The following is a 15,956-nucleotide window of genomic DNA, read 5'->3' on the forward strand; positions in this document are numbered from 1 at the left end:
AGGACTGCGCGTTCGTCGACCGATCGCTGTGGCCGATCGATCAACGGCGCTGTTGTGACGGATCCGATGCAGCCGGATCGGATGTAGTGGTTTGCGTCTGCGGTGCAGCGTTGTCTTTGTCCTCTCGCCGCATCGCATTTCCCGACATGCTGTCGATCAATATCACCGGCACCTGCGAGCGTCGACGCTGTTCCAGGCGATGCGGCAGCGGGTCCAGTGCCTCGCGCAAGGCGCTCAGTGCCGGGTCGACCCCACGCAGCGGGTACCACAGGCCGATCAGGCTGAAGTGCCGGCCGTAGCGCAGCGTCTGGGTGCTGCCCACCCACAATGGTTGTGCACCGGGCTGCAGGCGTGCGGCCGCCGGCCACAGGCGCAAGACATGCACATGGCCGGGCGCAGCGTGACGCACCATCAGCAGGGCTTCGACCTGCGTGTCCAGCGTGGCCGGCAGAATCGGTACCTCGTCCGGGCGGCCGCTGACATCGAGCAGATGCAGCGCCTGTTCCCAGCCGGCTTGCGGTTGCACCCGCCAGCCACGTGCTTCCAGCTGACGCTGCAGCGGTGCCAGCGGGCCGGCCAGTTGCACGTCCAGCGGCCAGCGCTGGTCGTCGTCGAATTCGTTGCGGCGTGCGGGCAGCAGGCGCCACTGGCCATTCCACCAGTCACTGGCGGGCAGCTCCATCAGCAACGGCGGCGGCGGTTCGAACCTGGCCAGCTTGGTGTCCAGATTGCGCGGCGCGAACACGATCGCGCAGGTCAGGAACACGCCGTAGAAGATCCACGAGACCGGTTTGACCCAGAACGCGCGGGTGGCGCGACGGCGATAGGCGATGCCCAGCACCAGCAGCCAGAAGATGCCGAACAGCATGCCGCCGACCACGTCGCTGAGCCAGTGCGCGCCCAGATACAGGCGCGCGAAGCCGATCAGCGACACGAACGCGCCACTGACCAGGTACGGCCACACCCGGCGCCGTCCCGGTAGCTCACGCGCGATCAGCAGCGCGAAGAAACCAAAGCCGATCGTGGCCATGGTGACCGCCACCGACGGGAACCCGAAACCGCTGCTGGCCGCCGGCGGGCGCACCACCTGCACGGTGGCGCCCAGTAATTGTGTCAACGCCAGGCCGAAGGCCAGCGCGATCACCCAGTGCGCCACCGCCATCCAGCGGCGACGCCAGGCCAGATAGCCCATCGCTGCTGCGATCGCCGGCAGCAGCACCTGCCAGTCGCCCAGCGAGGCCAGCGCCGCCATCGGGTAGTCGGCCAGCGGGTTGCGCAGCGCCAGCATCAGATCGTGCACGGCCAGGTCCACGCGCAGCGGCTCGCCATGCGCCAGCACCACCATCAGCAACGCGAACCAGCCCCAGCCCAGCAGTAACAGCATCAACGCCATCATCGCCAGCGGCACCGACTCGCGGCGGCGCGGGTCGAACACGCCCACCGACCAGTTGCCCAGCACTGGATGCCGATGCGACCAACCCAGCAGCCGCGCCAGCAAGGCATCCAGATGACCGGCCGACCAGCGGTACGAGTACAGCACCATCGCCCAGGCCAAGCCCATCACTGCGGCCAGCAAGGTGACCACCACGAACAGGCGGCCGGCCACTGCGGCCACCGCGTCGTAGGCAGTGCCCAGCACCCAGCCGGGCACCAGGAACAGCAGCGCCCACGAGATGCAGGCCAGGCCGCTGGCGACCAGATAGCGCTTGAACGGCATGTGCGACATGCCGGCGATGGCCGGCACGAACGGCCGCACCGCGCCCACGTAACGGGCGATCAGGATGCTCTTGAAGGCATTGCGCCGAAACAGCAGCTCGCCACGCTCCAGTAACTGCGGGTAGCGGCGGAACGGCCAGTAGGTGTGCAACTGGTGACCCCACCGGTGGCCGACCCAAAAGCTCAGCGTATCGCCGACGAAGGCGCCCAGGGCTGCGCAGGTCACCGCGTACGGCCCGTTGATCTGACCCAGCCCGATCAGTACGCCGATGGCGAACAGCAACGGCAGCGCCGGCACAATGGCGCCGAGCACGATCACCGCATCGGAAAATGCGATCGCAAAGATCACCACGCCAGCCAGGGTGGGGTGGTGTCCGATCCACTCCAGCGTGGCGTCGATCCATGAATTCATCCGGCGATTATAGGTGGGCATGGCGACGAGGTGACTTGCGCCGTCGTCACATCGGCCTGTCCGCTTCACCTCGGGTTGCGAGCGGATAGCGCCGCAGGCGGGTGTGACACGCAGGCAGCGCGCGCTGTGGTGATGCAGGCGCCCCGCCTACAATGGGGGATGAGTGACGATCCCGCCGGCAATCTGCCGCTGAAGTCCGATACCTTCGGGCGCATCCTGTTGATCCGCGACGCCGATCGCCTGTTCGTGCGGCGCGACCTGAGCGTGGCGCCGTGGCTGTTGCGCGGCGTGGCCTGGTGGCTGGCGCGGCGCGAAGCGTTGGCCTTGCGCCAGCTGGATGGCTTGCCACGCACACCGCGTCTGTTGCGCTGGGACGGGCGCCATCTGGATCGCAGCTATCTGGCCGGCGATGCGATGTACCGGCGCCCGCCGCGCGGCGATCTGGCCTACTTCCGCAGCGCGCGCAAGTTGTTGCATCAGCTGCATCGCTGCGGGGTGGCGCACAACGATCTGGCCAAGGAAGCCAACTGGCTGGTGCAGGACGACGGCAGCCCGGCGGTGATCGATTTCCAGCTGGCGGCACGCGGCGATCCCCGCGCGCCCTGGATGCGTCTGCTTGCACGCGAAGACCTGCGGCACCTGCTCAAGCACAAGCGCATGTATTGCCCGGCCGCGATCACCCCGGTGGAACGCCGCGTGCTCAAGCGCACCTCCTGGGTCCGCAAGCTGTGGTTTGCCACCGGCAAACCGGTCTACCGGTTCGTGACCCGCCGCGTGCTGCACTGGGAAGACAACGAGGGGCAGGGGCCGAGGCCCTGAAGTGCCGGGAAGCGGGAATCGGGAGTAGGGAATCGGTAGAGCGCATCGCGGCGGCTGATCGTGCGTCGGCTGCTGAACGTTCAAGGCGCTAAGCTTTTGCGATTCCCCATTCTCGATTCCCGATTCCCATGACCTTAAACGGCAAAACCCTCTTCATCACCGGCGCCTCGCGCGGGATCGGTCTGGCGATTGCATTGCGGGCGGCGCGGGATGGGGCCAATGTGGCGATCGCGGCCAAATCGGCGGTGGCCAATCCCAAATTGCCCGGCACCATCCATAGCGCAGCCGTGGCGGTGACCGCGGCCGGTGGGCAGGCGCTGGCGCTCAAGTGCGACATCCGCGACGACGACCAGGTGCGTGCGGCGGTGGCCGCCACGGTCGATGCGTTCGGCAGCATCGACATCCTGGTCAACAACGCCAGTGCGATCTGGTTGCGGGGTGCGTTGGACACGCCGATGAAGCGCTTCGACCTGATGCAGCAGGTCAACGCGCGCGGCAGTTTTCTGTGCGCACAAGCGTGCCTGCCGCATCTGTTGCAGGCGCCCAATCCGCACATCCTCACGCTGGCGCCGCCACCGTCCTTGAACCCGGCGTGGTGGGGCGCGCATACCGGCTACACGCTGGCGAAGATGGGCATGAGCCTGGTGACCCTGGGGCTGGCGGCCGAGTTCGGCCCGCAAGGCGTGGCGATCAATGCGCTGTGGCCGCGAACGGTGATCGCCACCGATGCGATCAACATGATCGATGGCGTGGATGCGGCCGCGTGTCGCCGGCCGGAGATCATGGCCGACGCGGCGCATGCGGTGCTGACGCGCAAGGCGGCTGGATTCCATGGCCAGTTCCTGATTGACGACGAAGTCCTGGCCCAGGCCGGCATCACCGAGCTGAGCGGTTATGCGGTCGACCCGTCGCGTGCGTTGTTGCCGGATCTGTTTCTCGACTGAACGCGGCGAACATCGCAGCCCGCGCTTGTTGGTTGGATGCGCAAGGCGGCCGGGAATCGGCGCGCGCAGGTACCGCGATTCGGAGGATCAGTGTGGCCGATCAGCGGCCGCGCCTTGGAAATCCAGCCGCCTCGCGCACGTCCTGGAGCGAGCACAAAGAGTTCACAGTAGGGTTTGCTATCGTACGCGGCTGAAAACGTTTCCAACAGGGATGTACCGCGCGTGTCCTCGATGTTCCGTGTCCTTGTTCTGGTTGCTTCCGCGTCCGTTCTGACGACCGCCTGTGGTGGCAAGTCGCAGCAGCCTGCAACCGATACCGATGCCCAAACGACTGAAACACAGCTGGATTCCTTGCAGGGCGTCAACGCCAAGCTCGGCGCCTACATCGACTGCTTCAATCGCGTCAACGCGAAGGTGCACGCCGGCGCCAGGTATTACACCGGCTGGATGCAGGACCCGTTCGCCGGCCCGACCGGTCGCGAGTCCGGCATGACCGGTCCGTACGATATCGACGCCTATGACATGAAACAGTGCGATGCGCCGGTCAGCGCGGCCGCTGCGGCGAACCCATCGCTGCCTGCATTGGACAAAGCAGCGCGCGACTACCGCGCGGCATTGAAGGCACTGCAGCCGATCAGTCACGCGGTGGCCGATTACTACACGCGTCAGGACTACGAAGACGACCAGTTCGCCAAGGGCAAACAGCTGCACCCGGAGCTGATGGAGGCGCTGGCGACCTACGCCGATGCCAGCACCGCCTTCAGCGCCGAACTGGACATACGAAACGACGCGGCGCAACGCGAAAAACTCAAGACGCTGGAGCAGGGCGAGGGCCGCACGCGCGAGTACTACCGGCTGGCGATGATGCTCGACGCCAAGAAGATCGCCGATGCGCTGGAAGAGGATCAGTTCGACGTGCCACGTGTCACCGCGCTGCTGGACGGCTTCAACCGTCTCTCCGATGAGGCGCATGCCAAGGTGGCCGACCAGGAACCGGGCAAGCTGAGCTGGAACAGTTTCGAAACCGCTGCGGAAACCTTCCGCAGACAAGCCAAGGCGCGGGTGAAACGCGTGGTCGAAAAAACGCCCTATAGCAAGATGGAACAGGGCTGGCTGAATAGCCCCTCGCTGGCGCCCGAAGGCTCGTCGCGCAAGTTGCTCAACACCTACAACGCGCTGGTGTCCGAAAGCAATCGTGAGTAATCACTGCTGTCCTCAGCCATCGCGCGTGTGCCGGCGATCGGCTGCGCCAGATGTCATTGGGCCGCACGCTGCGGCGCCACCTTCTTCAACCCATCAATGGAACGCAAGATGACCCATCAACTCCGTTATGCGCCGCTCGCCGCGGCGATGGCTTTCGCCGCGCTGCTTGCCGGCTGCCAGAAAGAGACACCCGCCACTGCAGTGGAAGGCGCCGACAAGATCAATGCCTACATCACGTGCTTCAATGGCGTCGAGCAGCCGATCCATGAGAGCTACCAGCAATACATCGAGTGGATGCAGGACCCGGAGGCTGGCCCGACCGGCAAGGAAAGCGGTATCCATGCACCGGGCACGGTGCTGTCGCATCACGTGGACGAATGTGGCGCGCCGATGACTGCGGCCCTGGCGCAAACACCGGCCAACCCCGAGCTCGATCCGGTGGCCAAGACCTATCAGGAACGTTTCACCACGCTCAACGAACGTATCGGGGAAGCGGTGCGCTACTACGACCGCGAGGATTATCTGCGCGACGACGGCAAGGGCATGAAGGCGCTGCACGCGCCGCTGATGCAGGCCTATCACGCATTCTTCGAAGCCGGCGAAGCCATGAATACTGCGCTTGAACACAATGAAGACACGCGTCGCAAGGCGCAGATCGACGCGATCGAAAAGGAAGAAGGCCGCAGCGCCTCCTGGTATCACCTGAAGATCATCGGCGAGGGTAAGCAGCTGGTGCAGGTGCTCGACAACGACACGCCGGATCTTGCCGCAGCACAATCCCAGCTCGCGCGCTACCAAGGCATTCTGGAAGAGGCGCAAAAGGCCAAGGTCGGCCAGGGCGATGCGATGTGGGGCCACATGGAACGCTCCGCCGACAAGCTGGCGCGCGAGTCGGGGCGACTGGTCGAGCGTATCCGCACCAAGACACCATTGAACAAGAGCGAGCAGATGCTGCTGGAAAGCGGCTCGCTCCCACCGGGCGGCACGCGCCAGGCGGTGCTGGCCAGCTACAACGATCTGATCGACATGAGCAACCGCATGTCGCATTGATGCTGTGCACGCGTCTCTGTCGCATTGTGGAAGCGCATCGAACAGGTGATTGTGCAAGTTCCGAAGGCACCGCTATTTCGAGTAGTAGCTGAATTCAGATGTAGTCAGAAGCTCAGTGATCGAAGGCGCGGTGCCCTCACCGCTCGCGGGACACGCCGCAAGTACCTCCATGTAGCAACTGTGTTGATCAGGACCTTGATCCGCGACCTCCGATCGGTTTCCTTCGGGCGCGTTTATCCGTAGGTGCCGGCCGCTGGCCGGCACGCTTTTGCGTTTGCTCATGACCGCCGAGTACGCTCAGGCGGGCTGCATGGCGGCTCTTTCATCGCGCACGCGCGCATTGAGGATGACCAGCATCTTGCGCATCACCGCCACGAGGGCGACCTTGCCTTCCTTACCCCGCGCGCGCAGCGATCTGTAAAAATCGCGCAGACGTGGTTCGTGACGAGCCGAGGACGTGGCGGCCATATACAGCACCTGCCGGATGTCGGCTCGGCCTCCGCCGATCCCCCGTTTCCCACGCATCGTGCCGCTGTCGCGCGATAGCGGGGCAACGCCGACCAACCTGGAGATCTGCTTTCCGCTGAGAGTTCCAAGCTCCGGCAGCCGGCACGCCAACACCGCCAGCAACACCGGACCGCCCCCTTTGAGCGTCTTCAGCGCGGCCAAGTGAGGGTGCTCGATGAGCAGCGTCTCCAGCTGCCCTGCGATCAGTTTGTCTAGCCGCGCCACACTGCGCACGAGCTGGTTCACGTTGGCTTGCAGCAGCTTTCGTAGCGGCCTGTCCGCCACCTGCAGCAGCTGTTGTTTGGCCGTCTTCAACAGATCGATGAGCTGTCGGCGGGCACGGACATGCTCGCCCAGATGACGCTGCCACGGCTCCAGCGGAACATACCGATGAAGCTCCATCTTCTCGGCCATGCAGGCCAGCATGGCCGCGTCCAGCCGGTCGGTCTTGGCCAGTCCCAAGCCGTTGGCCAGGTTGCGTGCCCGTTGCGCATTCACGCGCGCCACCGGCAGGGCGGCGTGATGCAAGGCATCCAGCGCTGCCAGCTCGTAGCCCCCGGTCGCCTCCAGCACCACCTGCCGCACCGGCAGCGTATTCAGCCAATCGACAAGCTTCCGATGACCGCTTGCGGTGTTACTGAACTGACGGGCCTGGCCTTGAAAGACAGCCGCATCCAGGAACTGCTTGCACACATCGATCCCGATTCCGCTCATGGGACATCTCCGCTAGGCTAGAAAGGTCGAGAGCTCCCTTGTTTGCCCAGTCTTATCGTTTCGAGTGTCGTCTCGGGCAACTGTTCGGGCGAATCAAGGGAGAATCCGGCGTGGGCACCCAGCTACACGACGATCGCTTAGATCCAGGCTCTGACGGTGGCCCACGCCGGCTCTCGACACCTAAACTGCCACAATCCGAACAGATAAGAATCCGAACAGATAAGGCTCGGTGGCGGCATCCATGCCGCCACACGGTCCCGCAATCGGTGAGGACACCGCACCAGAAAGATGGTCGGTGACTGGATGAAAACCAGCCTGTTGATCGCGTCGTGTTGGAAAGGTGGAAGGATGCGCCGTTATCAGAAAACGCACGCCACGCATTGCTTGGACCACACACACCGACCATCTCGACTGGTCCTTGCCCGCTCACCGGCGCGGGACCTTACGCGGCATGGATGCCGCGTAAGAGCCTACAGGGACGTACTTGCGGCGTGTCCCGCGATGGTGAGCGGGTAAGGACCCTGCAATCAAGCCGCAGATCAGCCGCTCCACACCTGATCGACCCGCACTGCCCAACCACTCCAAGACAATTTAGCCGTTGGAGATCTCCTGCAGTGGCTCGGCACATTGCCGGCAATAACGCGCATCCGGCGCGTGGCCTTCCAGCCCGCAACGCGGACAATTGCGGGTATCGCGCTTGCCGGCGTGGCCGCCTTCGCGCAGCGTGCTGGCCAGTTCGGCGGTGTAGATGCCGGTGGGCACGGCGATGATGCTGTAGCCGATCAGGATCAAGGCCGAGGTGAGGAAGCGGCCCAGCGTGGTCTGCGGCACCAGGTCGCCGAAGCCCACCGTGGCCATGGTCACGATGGCCCAGTACATGCTGGTCGGGATGCTGGTGAACCCGTGTTGCGGGCCTTCGATCACATACATCGTGGCGCCGGCGATCACGGTGATTGTGAGCACGCTGAACAGGAACACCAGCACCTTGCGCCGGCTGCGCCAGAGTGCGTCCACCAGTTGCCCGCTTTCCTCGATGTAGCGGGTGAGCTTGAGGATGCGGAACAGGCGCAGGATGCGCAGCACGCGCACCACCAGCAGCGTCTGCGCACCGGGCACGAAGAACGACAGATAGCTGGGCAGAATCGACAGCAGATCGATCACGCCCCACGCACTCAGTGCGTAATGCAGCGGGCGCCGCACCACCGCCAGGCGCAGCGCGTATTCGACGGTGAACAGGACCGTGAACGCCCATTCCAGCGGCAACAGCCAGTGCGCCGAATGCGAATGGATGCGCGGCACGCTGTCGATCATGATCACCACCACGCTGGTGAGGATCGCCACCACCAGCATCAGATCGAAATTGCGCGACGGACGGGTGTCGTGCCGGTAGATGATGTCGAACCATTGCCGGCGCCAGCCGTGGTCGGTGGCGGGAGTGAGTTGGGGATCGGAGAAAGGGCGCATCCGCGCATTGTGCCGCAGGCCGGCGAATGCGCGAGAATGCGCGTTCTCCCTCCGCTTCTGCGACCCACCATCATGAGCACCGCTGCCGACTCGCCCCTGTCCCTCGCGCATTACTACCTGCCGGTGTACCGCCCGCGCCAGGTGGTGCTGGAGCGTGGCCAGGGCAGTCGCGTGTGGGACGACCAGGGCCGCGAATATGTGGATCTGTCCGCCGGCATCGCGGTCAGCGGGCTGGGCCACAACGATCCGGATCTGATGGCCGCGCTGACCGAGCAGGCCGGGAAGCTGTGGCACACCAGCAATGTGTTCTTCAGCGCACCGCCGTTGAAGCTGGCCCAAGAGCTGGTCACCGCCTCGCGCTTCGCGCACAAGGTGTTCCTGTGCAACTCGGGTACCGAGGCCAACGAAGCGGCGATCAAGCTGGTGCGCAAGTGGGCCAGCAGTCAGGGCCGCCCGGCCGACAAGCGCGTCATCGTGACCTTCCGCGGCAGCTTCCACGGGCGCACCCTGGCGGCGGTCACCGCGACCGCGCAGCCCAAGTACCAGGAAGGCTACGAGCCGCTGCCCGGCGGGTTTCGCTATGTGGACTTCAACGATGTGGCCGCGCTGGAAGCGGCCATGGCCTCGGGTGATGTGGCCGCGGTGATGGTCGAGCCGATCCAGGGCGAGGGCGGGGTGATGCCGGCCGAGCCGGGTTTCCTGAGCCGCGTGCGCGCGCTGTGTGACCGGCACGATGCGCTGCTGGTGCTGGACGAGATCCAGTGCGGCATGGGCCGTACCGGCACGCTGTTCGCACATTGGCAGGAGCAGGTGACGCCGGACATCGTGACGCTGGCCAAGGCGCTGGGTGGCGGCTTCCCGATCGGCGCGATGCTGGCCGGCCCCAAGGTGGCCGAGATCATGCAGTTCGGCGCGCATGGCACCACCTTCGGCGGCAATCCGCTGGCCGCGGCGGTGGCGCGCGCGGCGCTGCGTAAGCTGGCTTCGCCGCAGATCGCCGGGAATGTAGCGCGTCAGTCGGCGGCGCTGCGCGCAGGCCTGGAGGCGCTCAACGCCGAGTTCGGCCTGTTCGCACAGATTCGCGGACGCGGGCTGATGCTGGGCGCGGTGCTTGCGCCGGCGCATGCCGGGCAGGCCGGCGCGATCCTGGATTTCGCCGCCAACCATGGCTTGTTGCTGTTGCAGGCGGGGCCGGATGTGTTGCGCTTTGTGCCGGCGCTCAATCTGACCGATACCGAGCTGGCCGATGGGTTGGAACGCTTGCGCTTGGCGATTGCTGAGTACGTGGCGCAGAAGTAATGGAGTCCTGAGCTTTTGCGCCATCGTGGCCGGCACCGCGCCGGTGAGCGTGGTGGGGTAATACGCGCGGGTCGTTGCGTTTCTTGATTGGTGCTAAGTCATGTCAGGCTCGTGCTGTTGCCGCCGCATGTACCTGCGCGGCAGTTGCAGGATCCGCATGAAGACAGCGTTGCGTAGCTGATGCGGATTGCGTATCGCGCGATGCAGCCCTCCTGCAGCGATTGGATAACGGCGGCGGTCATGGAGGTTTGAGTTTTATCGCTCTACCGTACCCTCACCCCAACTCCTCTCCCGACGGGAGAGGGGCTCGCGTCTGCGTTCGTCATTAACCCGACACCGACTCAAGGCGCCAACGCTGTCCCTGATCGTGGACGCCGACGCGTTCAATGCTGCGAGCAGCGTCTTGCGTCACCCCGAGAGAGTGACAGGTGTTCCGCGATGCTCAACGATTCCCGATTCCCGATTCCCCAATCCCGGCCCTTCACCCCAGCCCATACCGCTTCAACACCCGCCGCAAGCCGCGCGCATCGCGCACCGTGTCCGCATGCAGGCCGGCGGCACGGGCGCCGCGCACGTTGACGAACAGATCGTCGACAAACAACGTGCGCGAGGCGGCCGCATCGAGCCGGGCGAGCGCGCGCTGATACACCTGCACATCGGGCTTGCGGCCCCCCAGTGCGCCGCTGCACAGCACGCGGCCCTGCAATAGCGGAAACAGCGACGGCACGATCCGCTCAATCGCTTCCGCCATCAACGGCCCGTTGTTGGTGAGCACCGCCACCGCGGTCGTTGCCGCCACCGCCAGTACCTGCGCCACTACCGCCGGCTCGGCGCGGCATGCGGCCACGCGCGCATCGATCCAGGTGGCACGATCGATCATGCAGCCGAGCCCCTCGCTGAGCTGCGCCAGATACGCCTGCGTATCGATAAGCCCGGCATCGTAGGCGCGCTCCAGGCCCTGCTCGAACAACACCTGTTGCACACGTTGCGGCGTGCACGCCGCCGCACTGGCAAGCGCGGCCAAACGGCGCGGCCGCGAATAGCTGGCCAGCACGCCGTCGAAATCGAGCAACAAGAGGGACGGTGCTGCAGCCGGCATGGGCGGACTCGGGACGCGGCTGCGCAGCGTTGTCGATTCGGCGCGGCATGGCAAGCGCGCAAGACCCGGTATATCCGGATGCACGCAGGTGGGTGGGGATAGTGCCTATTCAGATCGTTGAATCCGGCAGCAACCTACCCGCCCGCGCCGCCCCTACCCTCCGCGCGGCGCTTGCGGTGGAACTGTGCTGGGTATGGTCGATGCATGCCGCATCCGCGGTATCAGCCGGTCTTGGGGAGGGACCCGGTCACTCAGCACGTCACACCATCCAGGGGGTCGATTGCATGCGCAAGCGCTTGAACACCGATCAGTTGGCGGCATCGGTCGCCGCCATTCTCACCACCGCCACGCGTGGTCGCACGCTGGCTTCGATGACCTTGGTGCTGGCTGGCGCACACAGCCTGCCCATCCTGGCACAGGAAGCGCGCACGCTGGACGCGGTCAGCGTGGTCGGCACCGGCTCCACGCGCACCACTGCCTCCATCTCCGTCGCCGAGATCCAGGCACAGGTGCCCGGCGTGGCACCGCAGCAGTTACTGGCGAGCCTGCCCGGCGTGAATGTCCAGACCACCGATCCGTTCGGGCTGTACGAGTTCGGCGACTCGATGACCATCCGCGGCTTTTCCGCCAACCAGATCGGCGTGACCCTGGACGGCGTCCCGATCGAAACCTTCGACACCCGCGAAGGCGGCCCGATCACCCGTTACGTGTCCAGCGAGAACCTGCTCGACGTCACCGTGTCGGCCGGCTCCGGCGACGTCACCCAGCCGTCGTATCACGCGCTCGGTGGTGCGATCCGTTACACCAGCCTGCCCCCGAAAGGCGGCGACAGCTGGAGCGGCAACCTCACCCAGACCATCGGCTCGGACGATCTGGTGCGCAGCTTCGTGCGGCTGGATACGCCGGATTGGTGGGAAGGCGGCCCCAGCGCCTATCTGTCTGCCTCGCGCACGCAGGGTGGGGTGTGGGACATGGAGCCGGCCACGCAGAAGAGCGATCACTTCGAAGCCAAGATCCGCCAGGCCTGGGACGTGGGCAGCCTGACCCTGGGCTGGATCTACAACAACCGCAAGGACTACGACGTGCAGTCGTACAACTCCGACGGCTCGTTGTCCTGGGATCTGCACGAACGCATCACCGGCAATCCGGAAGTGGATGCCGAGCATTACAGCGAATGGCAGAACGGCCGTCGCGATTCGCTGCTCAGCCTGCACGGCGATTTCCTGTTCAACGATGCGATTGGTGTCACCTTCACCGGCTACTACGAGAACAAGCATGGGTACGGCATCGGCGGCACGCCGCCGAGCACGGCCACCGGCCTGTACAACGATGCCATCGCCGGTACGCCCGGGCGCACCGATATCGCCATCAACGACCCGCAGATCGTCGATGCCAACGGCAATGTGACCCGCGTCGGTGCGATGACACGGCGCGAGGAAATCATGGGCGGCGATCGCTACGGTGTGACCACCGCGGTGTCGTGGGAGACCGAGCACAACAAGCTCGAAGTCGGTGCGTGGTACGAGAACTACGACTTCGATCAGGTGCGCCCGCTGTACAACCTGGACCCGGCCACCGGCGCGCTGCTCAAGGGTTCGCTGCCGATCGTGGTCTACTACGACAACCACTTTTCCACCGAGGTGAAGCAGCTTTACATCAAGGACACGCTGCGTCTGCTCGATGACCGGCTCACCATGGAGTTCGGCGCCAAGGGACTGGATGTCAAACGCGACTACAACGGCATCGCCAATCTCGATGACTTCAATGTCGGTGTGCGCCGCGATGTCACCATCAAGAACAGCGACTGGTTCCAGCCGCAGGTCGGCGCCAGCTTCCAGCTTGCCGAAGGCGTGCAACTGTTTGCCAACTACGCAGAGAACTTCAGCTCCGCCCCGCGGCTGGCGTTGACCTCGGGTGCATTCAATCCGGATATCGCGCCGGAGGAATCCACCAATATCGATATCGGCATCCGCGCCGAGTCCAGCCAGTGGAGCGGCTACATCGCCGCCTACAAGATCGATTACGAGAACCGCATCATCGCGCTGACCGACCCGGACCCGCTGGTGGTCGCGCCCACCGTCTACGCCAACGTCGGCGACGTGCAGACCTATGGTGCGGAAGTGTCCGGCATGTGGAAGCCGGCGCCCGGCTGGCGGCTGGGTGCCTCGCTGACCTGGAACAAATCCGAATTCCAGGACAACTATTTCGGCCCGGTCAGCGGCAACCTGGTGCAGGTGGAAGGTAACGAAGTGCCGGACTCGCCCAAGGTGATGTTCAGCGTCAACGGCGGTTGGGAAGGCGAGCATTTCTTCGCCAACCTCGACACCAAATATACCGGCAAGCGCTACGGCGACACGCTCAATACCGACCAGGTGGATGCCACCTTCATCGTCAACGGCAGCGTCGGCTATCAGGGCGAGGATGCGGGGTTCCTGGCCGGTGGGCGGCTGCAGTTGTCGGTCTACAACCTGTTCGACAAGGACGATGCGATCGGTGCGGTGTTCCCGAACGAAAGTTCCGGCTCGTATCAGTTGATCGCGCCGCGCCAGCTGTTCGCCAGTCTGTCCTACAAGTTCTGAGGGGGTGATGCGGCCGGCGTCATTGCCGGCCGCGTCATGCGTTTTCGTCGGTCGCACTTGATCCATGACATGCAAGGACTACGCGTTGATGCAAGGCAATCACTCTGGGGCGATGACGCGGCGGCAACTGCTGGCGCGCATCGGCATGACCGCTGGCGGCGCGATGATGTATCAGGCGATGAGCAGCCTGGGCATGGCGGCCGAATCCGATTTCAAAGGACCGCTGCAGCTGGATGGCGACCCGAAGGGCGCCTCGGTGCTGATTCTGGGGGCGGGGCTGGCCGGCATGGCGGCGGCCTTCGAACTGCGCAAGGCGGGGTACCGCGTGCAGTTGCTGGAATACAACGACCGCCCCGGTGGGCGTAACTGGACGCTGCGCGGCGGCGACCGTTACACCGAACTCGGCGGGGCGATGCAGCATTGCCAGTTCGACGATGGGCTGTACCTCAATCCCGGACCGTGGCGCATTCCGCATCACCACAAGGCGGTGCTGGGTTACTGCAAACAATTCGGTGTGGCCCTGGAGGCCTTCAACCAGGTCAACTACAACGCGCTGTTGCATAGCCAGCAAGGCTTTGGCGGCAAACCGCAGCGCTTTCGCGCCATCGATGCCGATTACAAGGGTCACGTGTCCGAACTGCTGGCCAAGTGCACCCAGCAACAGGCGCTGGACAAGAGCGTGAGCCGCGAAGACCAGGAAGTGCTGCTGGAATCCCTGCGGACCTGGGGCGCGCTCGACCACAAGTTCGGCTACGTCAAAGGCAAGGACAGCAGCGAGCGGCGCGGTTTTGCGCGGTATCCCGGTGGCGGTCTGTCGGGCAAGCCGGAGTTTTCCGATCCTTTCAGCGTGCAGGACGTGTTGCGCTCGCGTCTGTGGACCACGCTGGCGGCTGGCAACAACTACGAAATGCAGACCACCATGTTCCAGCCGGTGGGCGGCATGGACCAGATCGGCAAGGCATTTGCGGCTCGGCTCGGCGATACCATCACCTACAACGCCAAGGTCACCAGGATCGATCAGGACGGCAACGGCGTGCGCGTCTCCTGGCAGGATGCCGCGCACGGCGGCGAAGAACGTATGGCCAGTGCCGATTGGTGCATCTGCACGATTCCGTTATCGGTGCTCAGCCGCATTCCGGTGACCGCCAGCGACGCAATGACCACCGCGATCGGCCAGGTGCCGTATGCGGCATCGGTGAAAGTGGGCCTGCAATTCAAGCGCCGCTTCTGGGAAGAGGACGAGGCCATCTACGGCGGCATCAGCTACACCGATCTGCCGATCAGCCTGATCAGCTATCCCAGCACCAACTATCACAGCCCCGGCAAGGGCGTACTGCTCGGTGCGTATGTGTGGGGATTGGATGCCTACCAGTTCACCTCGATGCCCCCGGAGCAGCGCGTGCGCAAGGCGGTCGAATACGGCACGCAACTGCATCCGCAATATCCGCGTGAGTTCGAGAACGGCATTTCGGTCGGCTGGCATCGCGTGCCGTTCACGCATGGCTGTTTCGGCATGTGGAGCGAGCAGGCGCGTGCCGAACATTACATGCCGCTGTGCCAGATCGACGGGCGCCTGGCGCTGGCCGGTGAACACGTCTCCTATATCCCGGCCTGGCAGGAAGGTGCGATCTTGTCCGCGCACGATGTCGTCGGCCGTCTGCATCGCAAAGTGCTGGCCGGAGGAGGTCGCGCATGAGTCTGTTGCCACGATTGGCCGCGGGCACGTTCGTCGTTGCGATGGCTGCCCTGCTGTTACCACCGGGCGCGTACGACGCGCAGGCGCAGAGTTCCGATGCCACCCAGCTGTTTCCGCAACAGGGCTTTGCCAAGGCATCCGGCCAGGAGGTCTACCGGGCGATCTGCCAGGGCTGCCACATGCCGGGCGGGCGCGGTGCGCAGGGCGCGGGCGAATACCCCGCGCTTGCCGGCAACCCCAAGCTGGCCGCCGGTCCCTACGTCACCATGATGGTGCTCGATGGCCACGCCGGCATGCCCGGCTTCGGCGCGATGCTCAACGACCGCCAGGTGGCCGAAGTGGTGAGTTATGTGCGCACGCACTTCGGCAACGATCACGCCGAGCGTGTCACCGTCGACGACGTCAAATTGCTGCGCCACTGATGCTCCCTTTCCCTCTCATGCAAGGAGTTGCC

13 protein-coding genes are annotated in these 15,956 nt (G+C 64.8%); 8 read left to right on the forward strand and 5 right to left on the reverse strand.

All coding sequences use genetic code 11. The annotated features are described in order from the left end of the window. Positions 1–40: 40 nt before the first annotated feature. Positions 41–2,128: a bifunctional DedA family/phosphatase PAP2 family protein gene (locus XaplCFBP3123_RS14520; RefSeq protein ID WP_104534687.1), complete on the reverse strand. Its 2,088-nt coding sequence runs from the start codon at positions 2,126–2,128 to the stop codon at positions 41–43. A 159-nt stretch (positions 2,129–2,287) separates the two neighbouring features. On the opposite strand from XaplCFBP3123_RS14520, the gene XaplCFBP3123_RS14525 reads away from it, so the two are divergent. The 4 genes from XaplCFBP3123_RS14525 to XaplCFBP3123_RS14540 all read left to right on the forward strand — a co-directional run bounded on the left by XaplCFBP3123_RS14525 (position 2,288) and on the right by XaplCFBP3123_RS14540 (position 6,144). Further along, positions 2,288–2,947, forward strand: a complete 660-nt coding sequence (locus tag XaplCFBP3123_RS14525) for a serine/threonine-protein kinase (protein WP_104534688.1) — start codon at positions 2,288–2,290, stop codon at positions 2,945–2,947. Positions 2,948–3,075: 128 nt separating this feature from the next. Continuing rightward, positions 3,076–3,891 carry an SDR family oxidoreductase gene (locus XaplCFBP3123_RS14530; RefSeq protein WP_104534689.1) on the forward strand — a complete coding sequence of 272 codons (816 nt, stop codon included), beginning with the start codon at positions 3,076–3,078 and terminating at the stop codon, positions 3,889–3,891. Positions 3,892–4,113: 222 nt separating this feature from the next. Further along, positions 4,114–5,094, forward strand: a complete 981-nt coding sequence (locus XaplCFBP3123_RS14535; RefSeq protein WP_104534690.1) for a YiiG family protein — start codon at positions 4,114–4,116, stop codon at positions 5,092–5,094. Positions 5,095–5,202: 108 nt separating this feature from the next. Next, positions 5,203–6,144, forward strand: a complete 942-nt coding sequence (locus XaplCFBP3123_RS14540) for a YiiG family protein (RefSeq protein ID WP_253254212.1) — start codon at positions 5,203–5,205, stop codon at positions 6,142–6,144. Positions 6,145–6,441: 297 nt separating this feature from the next. Here XaplCFBP3123_RS14540 and XaplCFBP3123_RS14545 read toward each other — a convergent pair whose 3' ends face one another. Beyond that, a complete protein-coding gene (locus XaplCFBP3123_RS14545; RefSeq protein WP_104534692.1) occupies positions 6,442–7,365 on the reverse strand; it encodes an IS110 family transposase in 924 nt (307 codons plus the stop codon). Positions 7,366–7,956: 591 nt separating this feature from the next. Further along, positions 7,957–8,829 (reverse strand): ion transporter, encoded by an 873-nt coding sequence (locus XaplCFBP3123_RS14555; protein ID WP_104534693.1) that lies wholly within the window; start codon positions 8,827–8,829, stop codon positions 7,957–7,959. 72 nt (positions 8,830–8,901) lie between these two features. On the opposite strand from XaplCFBP3123_RS14555, the gene XaplCFBP3123_RS14560 reads away from it, so the two are divergent. Further along, positions 8,902–10,128: an acetylornithine transaminase gene (locus XaplCFBP3123_RS14560; RefSeq protein ID WP_104534694.1), complete on the forward strand. Its 1,227-nt coding sequence runs from the start codon at positions 8,902–8,904 to the stop codon at positions 10,126–10,128. 408 nt (positions 10,129–10,536) lie between these two features. On the opposite strand, the gene XaplCFBP3123_RS21910 is transcribed toward XaplCFBP3123_RS14560, so the two are convergent. Continuing rightward, a complete protein-coding gene (locus XaplCFBP3123_RS21910) occupies positions 10,537–10,623 on the reverse strand; it encodes a hypothetical protein (protein WP_146091357.1) in 87 nt (28 codons plus the stop codon). Then, complete coding sequence (locus tag XaplCFBP3123_RS14565; protein WP_104534695.1) at positions 10,610–11,227, reverse strand: HAD-IA family hydrolase; 618 nt, start codon at positions 11,225–11,227, stop codon at positions 10,610–10,612. Before XaplCFBP3123_RS14565 ends, XaplCFBP3123_RS21910 begins: the two co-directional genes overlap by 14 nt. Before the next feature lie 296 nt (positions 11,228–11,523). Between XaplCFBP3123_RS14565 and XaplCFBP3123_RS14570 the strand changes: the two genes are divergently transcribed. From XaplCFBP3123_RS14570 to XaplCFBP3123_RS14580, 3 genes are all read left to right on the forward strand, one after another. Then, positions 11,524–13,806 carry a TonB-dependent receptor gene (locus XaplCFBP3123_RS14570; RefSeq protein ID WP_172453294.1) on the forward strand — a complete coding sequence of 761 codons (2,283 nt, stop codon included), beginning with the start codon at positions 11,524–11,526 and terminating at the stop codon, positions 13,804–13,806. A gap of 88 nt (positions 13,807–13,894) precedes the next feature. Next, the gene (locus XaplCFBP3123_RS14575; RefSeq protein ID WP_172453295.1) at positions 13,895–15,502 is read left to right on the forward strand and encodes a flavin monoamine oxidase family protein; all 1,608 of its coding nucleotides are present in this window, start codon (positions 13,895–13,897) and stop codon (positions 15,500–15,502) included. Then, a complete protein-coding gene (locus XaplCFBP3123_RS14580) occupies positions 15,499–15,924 on the forward strand; it encodes a c-type cytochrome (protein WP_104534698.1) in 426 nt (141 codons plus the stop codon). The genes XaplCFBP3123_RS14575 and XaplCFBP3123_RS14580 overlap by 4 nt, the downstream gene beginning before the upstream one ends. Positions 15,925–15,956: the final 32 nt, after the last annotated feature.

The sequence above is a fragment of the Xanthomonas arboricola pv. populi genome (genome assembly GCF_002939945.1).
Classification (GTDB): domain Bacteria; phylum Pseudomonadota; class Gammaproteobacteria; order Xanthomonadales; family Xanthomonadaceae; genus Xanthomonas; species Xanthomonas arboricola_A.

Excerpts from the sequence above, each read along its gene's own strand:
- XaplCFBP3123_RS14525 (WP_104534688.1), top strand. The coding sequence starts at position 2,288 with ATGAGTGACGATCCCGCCGGCAATCTGCCGCTGAAGTCCGATACCTTC.
- XaplCFBP3123_RS21910 (WP_146091357.1), bottom strand. The coding sequence starts at position 10,623 with ATGGGCTGGGGTGAAGGGCCGGGATTGGGGAATCGGGAATCGGGAATC.
- XaplCFBP3123_RS14560 (WP_104534694.1), top strand. The coding sequence starts at position 8,902 with ATGAGCACCGCTGCCGACTCGCCCCTGTCCCTCGCGCATTACTACCTG.
- XaplCFBP3123_RS14565 (WP_104534695.1), bottom strand. The coding sequence starts at position 11,227 with ATGCCGGCTGCAGCACCGTCCCTCTTGTTGCTCGATTTCGACGGCGTG.
- XaplCFBP3123_RS14530 (WP_104534689.1), top strand. The coding sequence starts at position 3,076 with ATGACCTTAAACGGCAAAACCCTCTTCATCACCGGCGCCTCGCGCGGG.
- XaplCFBP3123_RS14575 (WP_172453295.1), top strand. The coding sequence starts at position 13,895 with ATGCAAGGCAATCACTCTGGGGCGATGACGCGGCGGCAACTGCTGGCG.
- XaplCFBP3123_RS14520 (WP_104534687.1), bottom strand. The coding sequence starts at position 2,128 with ATGAATTCATGGATCGACGCCACGCTGGAGTGGATCGGACACCACCCC.
- XaplCFBP3123_RS14545 (WP_104534692.1), bottom strand. The coding sequence starts at position 7,365 with ATGAGCGGAATCGGGATCGATGTGTGCAAGCAGTTCCTGGATGCGGCT.
- XaplCFBP3123_RS14555 (WP_104534693.1), bottom strand. The coding sequence starts at position 8,829 with ATGCGCCCTTTCTCCGATCCCCAACTCACTCCCGCCACCGACCACGGC.
- XaplCFBP3123_RS14580 (WP_104534698.1), top strand. The coding sequence starts at position 15,499 with ATGAGTCTGTTGCCACGATTGGCCGCGGGCACGTTCGTCGTTGCGATG.
- XaplCFBP3123_RS14540 (WP_253254212.1), top strand. The coding sequence starts at position 5,203 with ATGACCCATCAACTCCGTTATGCGCCGCTCGCCGCGGCGATGGCTTTC.